The sequence below is a fragment of the Pseudomonas californiensis genome (assembly GCF_021147775.1).
GTDB classification, from domain to species: Bacteria; Pseudomonadota; Gammaproteobacteria; order Pseudomonadales; family Pseudomonadaceae; genus Aquipseudomonas; species Aquipseudomonas californiensis.
This window is the reverse complement of sequence record NZ_JAGTPK010000026.1, coordinates 26,747-40,788: the sequence shown is the minus strand read 5'-3', so window position 1 is coordinate 40,788 and position 14,042 is coordinate 26,747. Positions and strand designations below refer to the sequence as shown.

Sequence of the window (14,042 nt, the reverse complement as noted above, 5' to 3'; positions counted from 1 at the left end):
TGCAAGTCCAGCCAGTGGCCCCAGGCATATCGATATTGCGCTATTCACTGACGGATACATCGGGCACTATTCTTGTATACGATCTGATTCACCCGAGCGATGTGATGCCCATGCCCCTATCAATGCCACGATCTGCCAGCGCACCTTTATTCTTGACGCCCGATGCCGATGAGAAAGGCCGCGACGAACAGATCTACCAGCACGTACTGGAAGCCATCGTCGAGCATCGTCTCGCTCCCGGCACCCGTTTGCCTGAAGACGCACTGGCCGAAGTGTTCGAGATCAGCCGTACCGGCATTCGCAAGGTCTTGCAGCGCCTGGCGCTGGAACGTCTGGTGACGTTACGGCCCAAGCGTGGCGCCGAAGTCGCCCAGCCTTCGGCGCAGGAAGCTCAGGATGTACTGGGCGCCCGGCAGTTGATCGAACCGGCGTTGATGGATTGCATCGCAGAGCGGGTCAGCGGCCAGCGTCTCGAGGCGCTGCGCACGCTCTGCGACAAGGAGCATGAGGCACAGAATGCCGGGCACCACAGCCAGGCGATTCAGCTGTCAGCGCGGTTTCACGTGCAGTTGGCTGCACTGGCAGGCAACCAGGTGTTGACCGAGCAGGTCGCGCACCTGACCACGCGTTCGTCGCTGATCGTGGCGGTCTACGGTTCCCGTCGTAGCGTGGGGTGTGACTGCGGCGAGCATGTGGACTTGCTGACACTGCTTGAAACCGGGCAGGGCGAAGCTGCACGGGCCTGGATGGCCGAACATTTGCGTCGGATCCGCGCCAGTCTCCAGGTCGACGAGCCGGTCAGCGAAACAGTGGATTTTCACAGCATTTTCAAACGGCGCTAATCAGGAGGCCCGGTGCGTATTCAACTGATCAACCCTAACACCAGCGACGCGATGACCCACAAGATGGGGCTGGCGGCGCAGGCCGTGGCGCGTCCCGGTACGACCATCATCGCGTGCAGCCCCGCCGATGGTCCGGTGTCCATCGAAGGTCATTTTGATGAGGCGATTGCCACGCTTGGCGTACTGGATGAAGTGCGCAAGGGTCGTGAGCAGCAGGTCGACGCGCACATCATTGCCTGCTTCGGCGACCCAGGTCTGCTGGCCGCTCGCGAATGTGCCAGCGCGCCGGTGATCGGCATTGCCGAGGCTGCCTTTCATATGGCCAGTCTTGTTTCTACACGGTTTGCGGTGGTCACGACGCTGACCCGCACCCGCATCATTGCTGAGCACTTGCTGCAGCGTTACGGTTTCGCCGGGCTGTGCACGTCGGTGCGCTGTATTGATCTGCCAGTGCTGGCGCTTGAAGAAAGCGGCCCTGAGTTGATCGAGTGCATGGCCGAGCAGGCCCTGCGCGCGCGTGATGAAGAGGGCGCAGGTGCCATCGTGCTGGGCTGCGGCGGCATGGCTGATCTGGGTCGCCAACTGAGCGAAGCCACAGGTCTGCCGGTGATTGACGGCGTCGCAGCAGCGGTCAAGCTTGCAGAGTCCCTGGTGGATCTCGGATTGACCACCAGCAAACACGGCGATCTTGCTGACCCGATTGGCAAGCCGTTCAAGGGTCGGTTTGCCTACCTCGGTCGCTGATCCACACGCGCAGGCCTGGCGTAGACGTCAGGCCATATGCCCGGACTCCTAGCCCTTGCTGTGCTCGTTGGATGTCGGCGGCTCGACCACACCACGCGGGCCGCTTACGCCCCAGATGGCGGCGCCGATGACCGGCAATGCCAGTATCAGCAGTGCCCAGCCAGCCTTGGTTCCTGCCGACTTGGTTGACCGCGAAACGCTATAGATCACCCAGACGTCCAGTAACAGAACAACAACCGCCGTGGCGATCCAGAACACCATGTACGCTTCCATCTTGTGCCTCCTTTTTGTCAAACCGCCGGGACGCCCGCCAGTGTTTGCGTTTCCGTCTCGGGTAACGTGATCGTGCTGCTGCCCGGCGTCAGAATGACCTTGCGACAGTCTTCTTCTTTCTTGTCGAAAATCTTGTAGCCCATGGCGGCATCCTCCAGCGAAAGCCGGTGGGTAATGATCGCCTCGGGGGCGAGTCGACCCGCCTCGATGTGCTCCAGCAACTCGGGCATGAAGCGTTGCACGTGGGTCTGGCCCATCTTGAAGGTCAGGCCCTTGTCGAAGGCGTCACCGAACATGAAACCGTGAATGAAGCCTGCGTAAACGCCGGGTACGCTGACCACGCCGCCGCGCCTGACCGTCGCGATGCACTGGCGCAGGGCCTTGCCGCTGCTGCCTTCCAGCTTCAACGTGGCAAGTACCGTTTCAGTGGTGCTGCCCTTGGCTTCGAAGCCGACTGCGTCGACCACACCGTCCACGCCGCGCATGCCGGGCGTCTGGCGAATGATGGTGTCGGCGGGGTCATCGTCTTCATCGAAATTGATCGGGATCACGCCGTAAGTGCGCTGCGCATAGGCCAGTCGGTAAGGATGATGATCGACCATGAAAATCCGCTCGGCACCCAGCATTCGGGCGCACGCCGCGCTCATCAGTCCGACCGGGCCTGCGCCGTAGATGGCCACGCTTGACCCTTGGCCGATACCGGCGTTGGTCACCGCCTGCCAGGCAGTAGGGAGGATGTCGGAAAGGAACAGGACCTTCTCGTCAGCCAGCGTGCCGGGCACTTTGAAGGGGCCGACATTGGCTTTGGGTACCCTTACGTATTCGGCCTGCCCGCCGGGAACGCCACCGTACAGATGACTGAAGCCGAACAGGGCGGCACCTGGCGGTATGGACTTTTTATTGAGGATCGCACCGCGTCCGGTATTGGTGGTTTCGCAGGCGGCAAACAGGTCCTGATTGCAGAAGAAACACGAACCACAGGCGATCACGAACGGAATTACCACCCGGTCGCCGCGCTGCACGTTGGTCACTGCAGAGCCGGTTTCCTCGACGATGCCCATGAACTCGTGGCCGAAGATGTCGCCGTGTTCCACAGTCGGAATCTTGCCGCGATACAAGTGCAGGTCAGAGCCGCATATGGCCGTTGCCGTTACGCGCAGGATGATGTCATCGGCTTGCTCTATTACCGGGTCCGGCACCGTGTCGACTTTGACATTGTGTGCGCCGTGGTAGGTCAACGCTCTCATGGGGAGTCCTCAGCGTGATCGAGAAATATTGTCTGTCACTTCAGATGAGCGGCGAGGCGTTGTGTTGGTTCAGCGTTTTTTAAACAGGCTGGACTAGCGGTAATGTGCAGGTCGGCGAGGCCTGGACGAGGCGCAGAGTGGCCCGGCGACAGTTGGCCGAAGTGTCTGCCGAGGAGAGCGCCGCTGAAGAAAAGCGAGCAGCGCTTGTACAAGAGTGCGCGCTTTCGGCTGCCTGCAGGCAGAGCGACCTGGCGTTGAGACTCTGGCTGGCCGGTGCTGTGGGATCAGTTCCTGAACGCGGTCATGTCCTGCAACAGCATGCCCATCAAGCGGCTGGCGCCGACGCTGAGCTGGCGACCCAATCGGCTGATCAGATGGGTTTGTGGGCTGCTGAACACTTCATGCTGCAACGGCAGCGCCAGCAGTTTGCCGGTCTTGACCTCATCTTCCACGACAAAGGTCGGCAGCAGCGTGACGCCGCCCTGCATGGCGAAATGCTTGAGCATGGCGAAGGTGCTGCAGGTCAGGGTCGGCTGAACCGTGATCCCCAACTGGTGTTCAGCTTCGAGCAGAATCTGCCGAATACCGTAGGACACGGCTGGCAACGCCAGTCGATAGTCGTCCAGTGCTTTCAATTCGATGGGGCCCGCCTGCTCGGCCAGCGGATGGCCCGGCGCGGTGATCACGCACACCGGCTGGCGCTGATGTGCATGTGAGCGGATTTTTGGATCGGCGGCCGGGTTGAACACCAGCCCGATGTGCGCTTCGTCTTCAACGACCTGACGAATCACCTCGTTGCTGCCGCAAACGTTCACGATCAGCTCGATACGCGGATACAGCGCCGAAAACTTCGCCAGCGGTTGCGCCAGGCTTTCCAGAAAGCCTTCCCCGGACACCAGTGTCACCGAGCCGCTGTGCAGGCCACGCAAGGCTTGAATGGAATCCAGCAGGACTTCCTGCTGGGTCAAGCGTTGCCGGTAATACGCCAGCACCTTGTCACCCGCCTCGGTGGGCTTGACGCCACGGCGATGCCGCTCAAGCAGTGGCGAGCCCAGCTCCTGTTCCAGTTGCGCGATCTGGCGGCTGACCGCCGAAGGCGCCACGTTGAGAAAGTCTGCAGCTGCTCGAACGCTGCCCAGTCTGACGGCCTCGAAGAAATACAGAATCCGACGATCTTGCACCAGGCTCATGGGTTTTCCTGTGTTGCGATAAAGGCAACATAAATTCAATTTGGGGATTATTGCTGAGAGGGGAGAGCGCTGTCCATACTCGAACCATCAGCACAGAGGACAGCGTATGAAGGATCTTTGGCAGCGTTTACGGCAACAGGCCCAGCAGCTTGGAGAGCGAAACCCGGCGCTGCGCCTCTACACGCAGCTGCGCATCGATGGTCACTCAACCTTTGAATCCGCGCTGGCCTCCAACCTGGCTCATCAGCTGCTGGAAAAAGCCTGCGGAGTGGACCTGCAGGACTGGTTCAACGGCATCCTTCAAGCGCACCCGCTGATTGCCGAATCGGCAGCGGCAGATATCAACCATCTGGTTGTCGTCAACCCGGCGTGTCCCGATCACCTGACGGCTTTTCTGACCTTTCGCGGCATTCAGGCCGTGCAGGCCTACCGTATCGCTCATGCGTTGTGGAACGACGGTGACGTGCAGAGTGCCGTTCTGTTGCAGAACTGGTCAGCGAATACCTGGGCCATTGATATTCACCCGGCGGCCCGGCTTGGCAAAGCGTTGTTCGTCGACCACGGCATCGGCCTGGTGATCGGTGAAACCGCTGTGGTCGAAGACGAGGTCAGTCTCTGGCACGGCGTGACGCTGGGCAGCACGCTCAGTGAAGCCGGTGATCGTCATCCGAAAATCCGCCGGGGCGCACTGGTCTGCGCAGGCGCCACAGTGCTGGGCAACATCGAGGTGGGCGAGCGCGCCATCGTGGCGGCCGGGGCGGTGGTGCTCAAGCCGGTCGAGGCGGGCACTGTTGTAGCCGGTTCACCTGCGAGAGTGATTGGCAGCGCACCGGCGTCGCTTGCCACCTTCACCAGCAAATCACAAAACTGACTCAGGGAAGCCCGCACATGACAGCTGTTGCCCAGTTTCCACAAGGTATCGACCATCCATTGGTCACCGTTCGTGACCATGCCGCTGCACTTGAGCTGTATCGCAGGATGGGCTTCGCGCCGTCGCCGGTCAGCTATCACCCCTGGGGCAGTGTGACGTCGCTGATGATGTTCAAAAGCAACTTCATCGAGTTGATCGGTATTCACGATCGCTCCCGGTTCGGTACGGGGTCGGTCAACGGTTTCTGCTTCGGGCGCCAGTTGGGCGAGTTTCTCGACCGGGGCGAAGAAGGCGTTTCGCTGGTGGCGCTGCACAGCAAGGACGCCGACGCTGATTATGCGCGGCTTGTTGACGCCGGTCTGAGCAGCCAGGGCCGTATCGATTTCCGACGCGCCATGACCCTGCCTGACGGTCGCCCTGATGAGGCCGTGGTATCGCTGGGGTTGTTCATTGATCCAGAACTGCCCGACGCCTCCAACTTTATCTGTCACCAACACCGCCCCGAATTGATTTGGGTGCCCGGCTGGCAGCAGCATCCCAACGCCGTCGATGGCATTTTCAGCATCACCTATCTGGCAGATCCTGCGCAGCTTGAGCCTCGTTGGCGAGCGTTGTATGGCGACGCGGTGACCTGGCGCGACAACGTGCTGTTGGCCGATACCCGTTGTGGCGTGCTGCGCGCCATGGATGCTGCTGCGGCCGCGCTGCATTACCCCGGCATGCCGTTGCCACGCGTGAACCGTGAACGGGCGCATGCCATCGCCATCGGCCTGCACACGGCGAGCCTGGACACACTGCGCACAATCCTTGAAGACAATCAGGTCGCGCATCAGCAAGTGCCGGGCCGCGTCATGGTCCAGCCCGAAGCGGCTGGCAACGTCATCCTTGAATTCGTACAAAACCTCTAATCGAGAAGCAGAACATGACTTTGAAGACAGGTGTAATCGGGCTGGGCAACATGGGCGGCGGTATGGCGGCGACGCTGGCGAGCAAAGGTTTTGACGTCAGCGGCTTTGACCTCTCGCAGGCTGCATTGAGCCAGGCTGAAAGCAAAGGCGTGAAGCCTGTGGCTGACCGCAAAGCGCTGATCCAGAGCGTCGACGTTCTGATCCTGTCGCTGCCCAAGGCCGAGCATGTCGAGTCGGTCTGCCTCGGCGCTGACGGCATTCGTGAACTGGGCCGTGCAGGGCTGATCGTGGTCGATACGACCACCTCGACCCCGGAAATGAGCCGCAAGGTCGCCGCCGAGCTGGCCAAGTCCGGCATCGCATTCATTGACGCGCCTGTGTCCGGCGGCCCTAAAGGTGCTGCGACCGGCACCATGTCGATGGTCATCGGCGCCGAGGATGCCGATCTGGCCCGCGCCATGCCCGTACTTGAAGGCATGAGTGGCGTCCGGGTTCACGTGGGCCAGTGCGGTGCAGGCAACGTGGCCAAGATCGCCAACAACATGCTGACGGCGTGTCACTTGATCAGCACTGCCGAGGCGGTCGCGATGGCGGCGAAGGCAGGTGTCGATCCCGAAAAGCTTTTGCAGGGCCTGAATGCCGGCTCCGGCCGCAGCGGCGCTACACAGGTGATGTTCCCCAACTGGGTGCTCAACAAGGCCTACGACTCAGGGTTCACCATGGGCCTGATGCGCAAGGACGTGGGCCTGGCCAGCGATCTGGCGGATAGCCTGGACATGGACCTGCCGCTGTCGCGTGTCGTCGCGCAACTGTGGAAAGCCAGCAGCGAAACCCTGGCAGACAAAGAAGACTTCTGCGCCATCGTGCAACGCACCGATGCCCACCTCTACGGTCACGGAGACAAGTGATGAACACTGCAAAAATCCTCGAATTGATGCGTCCTTACTGGGGCGATCGCAGCGTCGTCGCCAGCTACGTGGGCGGTGAGTTCATCGAAGGCCACGGCGCGCCGGTCGAAGTACGCAACGCGCATGACGACAGTCTGTTGCTGAGCTTTCCAGACGCCGACGAATCACTGGTCCAAGTGGCTGACAAGGCCGCCAAAGCGGCTCAGCAGCAATGGTGGGCACTGACCGCCCAGGCGCGTGGTCGGGCGATGTATCAGGTCGGCAGTCTGATTCGCGATGAGCTGGAAAATCTGGCGCAGGTCGAATCCCTGACGGCCAACAAGCCGATCCGTGACGCCCGTGTGGAAGTGCTCAAGGTCGCCGAAATGTTCGAGTACTACGCCGGGTGGGCCGACAAGCTGCACGGCGAGGTCATTCCGGTGCCGACCACGCACCTGAACTACGTCACTTACGAGCCACTGGGTACGGTGCTGCAGATTACTCCGTGGAACGCGCCGATCTTTACCTGCGGTTGGCAGATCGCCCCGGCGATTGCTGCGGGTAACGCGGTCATCCTCAAGCCGTCCGAGCTGACGCCGCTGAGCTCGCTGATCGTCGGTGTACTGATCGAGCGTGCGGGCGTACCCAAAGGGCTGGTCAACGTCATTGCCGGGTTCGGTCATTCCATCGGCCAGTCCTTCATCGCCAAGGCCGATATCCGCAAGGTGGTGTTTGTCGGCTCGCCTGCAACCGGCCGCCACATCGCCGTGGCAGCGGCGCAACGCTGTATCCCTGCGGTATTGGAGCTGGGCGGCAAGTCAGCCAATATCGTGTTTGAGGACGCAGACCTTGAGGTCGCTTTGCGCGGCGCTCAGGCAGCAATCTTCTCCGGGGCCGGGCAGAGCTGCGTGTCCGGTTCGCGCCTGTTGGTACAGGAATCGATCTTCGAGAAATTCACCAACGCTTTGGCAGTGGCCGCCACTCAGTTCAAGGTCGGCGACCCGAGCGATCCGGAAACCCAGATCGGCCCGATCAACAACGCCAAGCAGTACAACCATGTCAAAACCATGGTCGAAGGTGCGTTGAAAGAGGGTGCGAAGCTGGTCGGGCAACAGGCTGATCCGATCCCCGACAAGCCGGGCTATTACATCAATCCGACCGTACTGGCGGGCAGCAACGAGCTGTATTGCGCGCAGGAAGAAATCTTCGGTCCAGTGGTCGTGGCGATCCCGTTCAAGGACGAGGAGGACGCAATCCGCATCGCCAATGACAGCCGTTTCGGCCTGGCCGGTGGTGTCTGGACCCGCGACGTGGGTCGCGCACACCGGGTGGCGAAGCAAGTGCGCGCCGGGACGTTCTGGGTCAATGGTTACAAAACCATTCACGTCAGCTCGCCGTTCGGCGGCTACGGTGAAAGTGGCTATGGCCGCTCCTCGGGCCTGGATGCCTTGCGTGAGTACAGCGAAGTGAAAAGCGTGTGGGTCGAAACGGCGGCCAAGCCTGCCGCCAGTTTTGGCTACGGCGCGAGCCTGGAGTAAATGACATGACCATTTCCAAAGCATTGATTGACGAAGCCACGGTCTGGCGCCGGACGATTCACGCGGCGCCTGAGCTTGGGTTTCAAGAGTTGCAGACCTCGGACAAAGTCGCCGGGCTGCTGGCGGGCTTCGGTATCGAAGTCCATCGTGGGCTCGGTGGCACCGGCGTGGTTGGCACCTTGCGCACGGGCGACGGACCAACTATCGGCATCCGCGCCGACATGGACGCGTTGCCGATTCAGGAACTGGGCGACAGCGTGCACAAGTCGGCTCACAAAGGCTGCATGCACGCCTGTGGACATGACGGGCATACGGCGATTCTGCTCGCCACCGCTCGTCACCTCGCCGAAACCCGCCGGTTTCAAGGCACGGTGCATTTCGTCTTCCAGCCTGCCGAGGAGAACCTCGGGGGGGCGCAACGCATGATCGAAGATGGCTTGTTCGAGCGTTTTCCGATGGATGCGATCTACGGGCTGCACAACTGGCCGGGCGTGCCAGCGGGCAAAGTGGTGATCAACCCCGGTGCCATGATGGCGTCTCTGGATACTTTTGAAATAACCCTGACCGGCAAAGGCAGCCACGCCGCGATGCCGGACAAGGGCAATGACCCGATTGTCGCCGCTGCCGAACTGGTGCTGGGCCTGCAAACCATCGTCTCCAGGCGTCTTTCGCCGCTGGATTCAGCGGTAGTCAGCATCACCCAGTTCAACGCTGGTGAAGCCATCAATGTCATCCCGGAAACAGCGGTACTGCGTGGCACCGTACGCTGCCTGCAAACGCCGGTGCGCGAGAAGGTCCAGCAGTTGATCGGCGAATTCGTCGAGCGTCTGCCGACCGCCTTCGGAGTGCGCGGGGAGCTGGTCTACAACGTCGGTTATCCGGTCACCGAAAACAACGTCGAAGCGGCCGCAACCATACGCCGTGCCGCCGTCACGGCAGTGGGCGAGGCCAACGTGCAGTGGGGCTGCAACCCATCGATGGCCTCCGAGGACTTTGCCTTCATGCTGCACGCTTTGCCAGGCGCGTACATCTGGATGGGCGTTGACGGAGAAAAACCCTCGGCGGCCCTGCACAACCCGTACTACGACTTCAACGACCAGGTCATCGAGCCCGGCGTGAAAGTCTGGACTGCACTGGTGGAGCAGTGTCTGCCTGTGGGCTGAATCTATGCGTGTTCGGGTGATGTGGTTGCACCCTTGGGGGAGCTTGCTCGCGAAGGCTGGCTCTCAGGGAATATATCTCGGGCAGCTCAATCGGCATCCATGCCGACTGCCCCCCGGATCAGCGCCAGAGCTCAGCCTGAACCTTGCGTCGCGTTCGACGGTGTGGCGGCTATCGGGGTAGAAAGGCGCGGTTTGTTTTTGGCTATGCCATGGCTGGGCTTTTTCGATTCTGATCGCTGAGCTCAGCCGCTATTGCGCCGACATTTTCAGGTCACATGCCTCTTCGTCAGCAAACGGAACGCGACCCGGTGGGCTATCGTACGGCCTCGAGCAAGATTTGGCGAAATTCACCTCAGGTGGCTGTCAGCAGATAGGCGTGGATTCTGGAAATGTCGGGCAGGCAGGTCAGCAAATGGTCGCGCAGCTCCATCACGCGTTGACGCTTGAAGCTGTCCTGCAGCCAGACCAGATAGTACGCATCACCCGTTCCGACCGCGCAATTGAACGGCAAGTACACCTGTCCTTCGTAAAGATCACTGGCGACCAGATACAGGTCCCCGATGGACACGCCGTGGCCCCTGACCGCAGCAGTAATACCCTGATCGAGCGTGTCGAAGACCTTGCCAGTGTCCAGATTGACCTGATCGTTCAACCCCATTCGCTTGAGCCAGCGGCGCCAGTCCCGGCGGTCTGTCGAGGGGTGAATAAGGTCAGCAGATTTCAGGTTCTCAGGCCCCCAGGGCTGATCGCCCAGCGTTTGGGCCGAGCAGATCGGGATCAGCCATTCATCGAAGAGTTTGCAGGCATCGACGTTGTCACCGAAGTTGCCATTGCCCAGCAGAATTGCGCAGTCATAGGGTTCGGCATAAAAGTCGACGCTGTCGAAGTCCATCCAAACGCTGGAAAGCTGCACGGGCAGGGCAGTACCGGGCTTATTGAACCCTTCGAGCGCGTGCAGCAACCACCTCATGGTCAGTGTGGAGGGGGCCTTGAGCCTGAGATGGGTGCCCTTGCCGCGAAACGGCTGGCAAGCGTCCTCGATGATCCGAAAGCCGATCTTGAGCTGACTGGACAGGTGCCTCCCTTCGTCACTGAGCGAAATCTTCGGGCCGTTGCGTTCGAAAAGCCTGCACCCCAGCGATTCTTCAAGCGTCCGAATGTGCCGGCTGATTGCACTCTGGGTCAGCGACAACTCTTGCGCAGCCTTGGTGAACGAACATGATCGAGCCGCCACCTCGAAGGCCCTGAGCGCGTAAAGCGGGGGGATACGTTCAGTCATGCCAACATTCATCATGATTATTTGTCATGGTAGGGTACCTCTTTTTCCCTTTTTAAACTCGCCCGCGTCCCTTCAAGCTTGTCGGCTCATCACTGTCAGGAAAGAACAAAAGCACCCAGGCAGTGTTTATCGGCTTTGTGCGAGAGGGATTATGCTGCCTACGTCTGGAACGCTGGTGTGTCAAACGGAACTCAGGCGCGTGCTGGGCATTGAAGCTGCACCTGTGGCTCAATGGATGGCACATGCCTATCAGCAGTTTGAGAACATTCTCAGTGACAAGGGTTTTCCGTGTCTGTTCGGGCGCAGAGCCAACAAGTCCGGCAGTTGCCTGCTGTTGTTCATATCCCGTGATGAGGAACGTGCGCAGCTTCGCGATGGCATGCAGGCGTATGTGAAGTTCATTCACAGTACGGCACTGCAAAAGCGGCTGTTCAGTCCGCTGATTATCCTTTTCGAAAAAAACGATTTCTCGAGTCTGGCTCACGAACAGGCGTATGCCTGGTCATTGCTTCAGCAACTGCATGACGACGACCCAGCCCCGTGGCCTGCGAATGCCAGCAAAAACCCCGAAACGCCTGAGTGGACCTACCACTTCGACGGGGTTTCATTCTTTATCAACATGAGTTTCCCCGGCCACACCGCCATGAAGAGCCGTTCACTGGGCGAACACATCGTATTTGTCGTCAATCCGCGGGAAAACTTCGATGAAGTAGCCAGCGCTGAGGATGAGAGCGGTCGCAGGATCAGACAGAAGATTCGTCAGCGAATCGCCGAATATAACGATGGTGTCGTGCCTGAAACCCTGGGTTTTTTCGGCGACCGCAACAGCCTTGAGTGGAAGCAATATCAGCTGCATGAATCGGGTGGTCTGGCATTGGACCGCTGCCCGCTGCATATCAAGGTCGACAAGACCCAAGCCCTGAGAGAGCGTTGAGTGTTATGGATATTTCATTGCTGCTGATCTACATGTTCAGCGTGTTCATGCTGATCATCACGCCAGGCCCCGTCGTCGCGTTGATCATCAACACCAGCCTGGTGTCCGGTCCGCGGCGCGCGATGCTGACGGCGCTGGGCACCAACTGGGCATCGCTGGTGCTGGTGATGGTCGCCGCATTGATTCTGACCGGGACGTTGTCGATCAGCGAGCGCATGCTCAACTGGATCAGTCTGGTCGGCTGCTTTTTCATCGTCTGGTTGGCGGCTGATGCCCTGAAGCACTCCTTTCGAAATGCGCCTGTCTTCAATGGTCCGTCCGCACCTGTGGTCACAAAGCACAGTGGGCTTGTAACAGGTTTTCTGATCGGTATTTCCAACCCGAAAGACATCATCTTTTTCGTGTCTTTCTTTCCGCAGTTCATCCATGTAACCGAGTCGTTCAAAGGCAGTATTGCCCTGTTGTCGGTACTTTGGATCATCATCGATCTGTCGATTCTGTTCGCGTACATCTTCCTGATGCGACGGAAGCTGGCGATGAAATACAAGCGCAAGATCGAGATTGCTTCGAGCCTGACCTTGCTGCTGGTCGCGCTGGGCGGGATTTTTTATTCGGGTTCAGCGTTGTTCCATGGCTGAGTCATGTCCGGGCGGCGATCTCCCGCCGCCCTTGTAACCGCAAAGGTCAGCACTCGATCAGGTTGACCGCCAGACCACCGCGCGAGGTTTCCTTGTACTTGTCGTGCATATCTGCGCCTGTGTCGCGCATGGTGCGGATGGCGTGGTCCAGCGAGATGTGATGCTCGCCGTCACCGCGCAACGCCATCTGCGCTGCGTTGATCGCCTTCACGGCGGCAATCGCGTTGCGCTCGATGCATGGGATCTGAACCAGCCCGCCCACCGGATCACAGGTCAGGCCGAGGTTATGTTCGAGGCCGATTTCTGCTGCGTTCTCGACCTGCTCCGGCGTCGCGCCCAGAATCTCTGCAAGCCCGGCGGCGGCCATCGCGCAGGCAGAACCCACTTCGCCCTGGCAACCGACTTCGGCACCTGAAATCGATGCATTCTTTTTACACAGAATGCCCACGGCCGCCGCGCTCAAAAAGAAGCGCACCACGTCGTCTTCGTTGGCAGTGGGTTTGAATTTCATGAAGTAATGCAGCACCGCTGGCACGATGCCCGCCGCGCCATTGGTGGGGGCGGTTACCATGCGCCCGCCTGCGGCGTTTTCTTCGTTCACGGCGAGTGCGAACAGGTTGACCCACTCCATTGCGCTGAGGGTCGAGCCGATCACGTTCGGGTTGTCCAGGTTCTGCAGGCTCTGGTGCAGACGGTACGCACGACGGCGTACATTCAAGCCGCCGGGCAGAATGCCGGTTTCGGTCAGCCCCTTGTCGACGCAGGCCTGCATGGCGGCCCAGATAACCATGATTTTAGAGCGTATCTCTTCTTCGCTGCGCCAGACCTTTTCGTTGGCCATCATCAGTTCGGAAATGCTCATACCGTGGGTCTTGCACAGTTTCAACAACTGCGCGCCGCTGAAGAAATCATAAGGCAGCACGGTGGTATCGCTGTCCAGCACACCGCTGGCTGCCTGTTCGGCGTCAATCACGAAACCGCCGCCCACTGAATAGTAGGTCTGTTCAAACAGTTCGCCAGTCTTGCCATAGGCACACAGTGTCATGCCGTTGGGGTGATACGGCAGGCTTTCGTTGAGCAGGCACATGTCGCGATCCCAGACGAAGTTGATCGACTGCTCGCCCGCCAGCAGCAGATTGCCGTCGGCCAGCAGTGCGTCAATGCGCTGATTGACCTGGCTGGGGTCGATCTGATCAGGCCACTCGCCCATCAGGCCCATGACGGTGGCACGGTCGCTGCCATGACCAATGCCCGTCGCCGACAGAGAACCGTACAATCGAACTTCTATCCGTTCTACGCTATGCAGGCGATCCTGATTGCGTAGCTCGGTCACGAACAGCGCCCCGGCCCGCATTGGCCCTACCGTGTGAGAACTGGACGGCCCGATGCCGATTTTGAACATGTCGAAGACGCTGATGGCCATCACGGAGGTCCTTCAAGTGAGATGATGCACAGGAGTTCAAGACTCCTTTTTCTGGTCTTCATCTTTGGCTTCCCCTGTTGAAACGACAAACGATTGTTCCTATGC

General features: G+C 59.9%; 14 protein-coding genes. 9 read left to right on the top strand and 5 right to left on the bottom strand.

Annotation, left to right across the window (positions count from 1 at the left end; translation table 11 throughout):
- Positions 1–122: 122 nt before the first annotated feature.
- Both KDX37_RS21250 and KDX37_RS21245 read left to right on the top strand, forming a co-directional pair.
- Entirely contained in the window at positions 123–842 is a 720-nt protein-coding gene (locus KDX37_RS21250) for a GntR family transcriptional regulator (protein WP_231655023.1), read from the top strand.
- Between the two features lie 12 nt (positions 843–854).
- Positions 855–1,586 carry an aspartate/glutamate racemase family protein gene (locus KDX37_RS21245; protein WP_231654992.1) on the top strand — a complete coding sequence of 244 codons (732 nt, stop codon included), beginning with the start codon at positions 855–857 and terminating at the stop codon, positions 1,584–1,586.
- A 48-nt stretch (positions 1,587–1,634) separates the two neighbouring features.
- Here the strand turns inward: KDX37_RS21245 and KDX37_RS21240 are convergent, their stop codons facing one another.
- From KDX37_RS21240 to KDX37_RS21230, 3 genes are all read right to left on the bottom strand, one after another.
- On the bottom strand, positions 1,635–1,859 hold the full coding sequence (locus KDX37_RS21240) for a PLD nuclease N-terminal domain-containing protein (RefSeq protein ID WP_231654991.1): 225 nt from the start codon (positions 1,857–1,859) through the stop codon (positions 1,635–1,637).
- Positions 1,860–1,876: 17 nt separating this feature from the next.
- Positions 1,877–3,106: a zinc-dependent alcohol dehydrogenase gene (locus tag KDX37_RS21235; protein ID WP_231654990.1), complete on the bottom strand. Its 1,230-nt coding sequence runs from the start codon at positions 3,104–3,106 to the stop codon at positions 1,877–1,879.
- Between the two features lie 284 nt (positions 3,107–3,390).
- Positions 3,391–4,296, bottom strand: a complete 906-nt coding sequence (locus tag KDX37_RS21230) for a LysR family transcriptional regulator (RefSeq protein WP_231654989.1) — start codon at positions 4,294–4,296, stop codon at positions 3,391–3,393.
- A gap of 106 nt (positions 4,297–4,402) precedes the next feature.
- Here KDX37_RS21230 and epsC point away from each other — a divergent pair, with 106 nt between their 5' ends.
- Genes epsC through KDX37_RS21205 form a run of 5 tightly spaced genes read left to right on the top strand, consistent with a single transcriptional unit; the run spans position 4,403 to position 9,663 of the window.
- Positions 4,403–5,167, top strand: coding sequence for a serine O-acetyltransferase EpsC (epsC, locus tag KDX37_RS21225; protein ID WP_231654988.1), 765 nt, complete (start codon positions 4,403–4,405; stop codon positions 5,165–5,167).
- 17 nt (positions 5,168–5,184) lie between these two features.
- Positions 5,185–6,075, top strand: coding sequence for a VOC family protein (locus KDX37_RS21220; protein ID WP_231654987.1), 891 nt, complete (start codon positions 5,185–5,187; stop codon positions 6,073–6,075).
- 14 nt (positions 6,076–6,089) lie between these two features.
- Positions 6,090–6,983 carry an NAD(P)-dependent oxidoreductase gene (locus KDX37_RS21215; protein WP_231654986.1) on the top strand — a complete coding sequence of 298 codons (894 nt, stop codon included), beginning with the start codon at positions 6,090–6,092 and terminating at the stop codon, positions 6,981–6,983.
- Positions 6,983–8,500 (top strand): aldehyde dehydrogenase family protein, encoded by a 1,518-nt coding sequence (locus KDX37_RS21210; RefSeq protein WP_231654985.1) that lies wholly within the window; start codon positions 6,983–6,985, stop codon positions 8,498–8,500. The genes KDX37_RS21215 and KDX37_RS21210 overlap by 1 nt, the downstream gene beginning before the upstream one ends.
- Before the next feature lie 5 nt (positions 8,501–8,505).
- Complete coding sequence (locus KDX37_RS21205; RefSeq protein WP_231654984.1) at positions 8,506–9,663, top strand: M20 aminoacylase family protein; 1,158 nt, start codon at positions 8,506–8,508, stop codon at positions 9,661–9,663.
- A gap of 352 nt (positions 9,664–10,015) precedes the next feature.
- On the opposite strand, the gene KDX37_RS21200 is transcribed toward KDX37_RS21205, so the two are convergent.
- Complete coding sequence (locus KDX37_RS21200) at positions 10,016–10,942, bottom strand: LysR family transcriptional regulator (protein WP_231654983.1); 927 nt, start codon at positions 10,940–10,942, stop codon at positions 10,016–10,018.
- A gap of 151 nt (positions 10,943–11,093) precedes the next feature.
- Between KDX37_RS21200 and KDX37_RS21195 the strand changes: the two genes are divergently transcribed.
- Together KDX37_RS21195 and KDX37_RS21190 are read left to right on the top strand one after the other, a co-directional pair.
- Positions 11,094–11,876, top strand: coding sequence for a YqcI/YcgG family protein (locus KDX37_RS21195; RefSeq protein WP_231654982.1), 783 nt, complete (start codon positions 11,094–11,096; stop codon positions 11,874–11,876).
- Between the two features lie 5 nt (positions 11,877–11,881).
- Positions 11,882–12,514, top strand: coding sequence for a LysE family translocator (locus tag KDX37_RS21190; RefSeq protein WP_231654981.1), 633 nt, complete (start codon positions 11,882–11,884; stop codon positions 12,512–12,514).
- Positions 12,515–12,560: 46 nt separating this feature from the next.
- Here the strand turns inward: KDX37_RS21190 and KDX37_RS21185 are convergent, their stop codons facing one another.
- Positions 12,561–13,937 (bottom strand): L-serine ammonia-lyase, encoded by a 1,377-nt coding sequence (locus tag KDX37_RS21185; RefSeq protein WP_231654980.1) that lies wholly within the window; start codon positions 13,935–13,937, stop codon positions 12,561–12,563.
- Positions 13,938–14,042 lie beyond the last annotated feature (105 nt).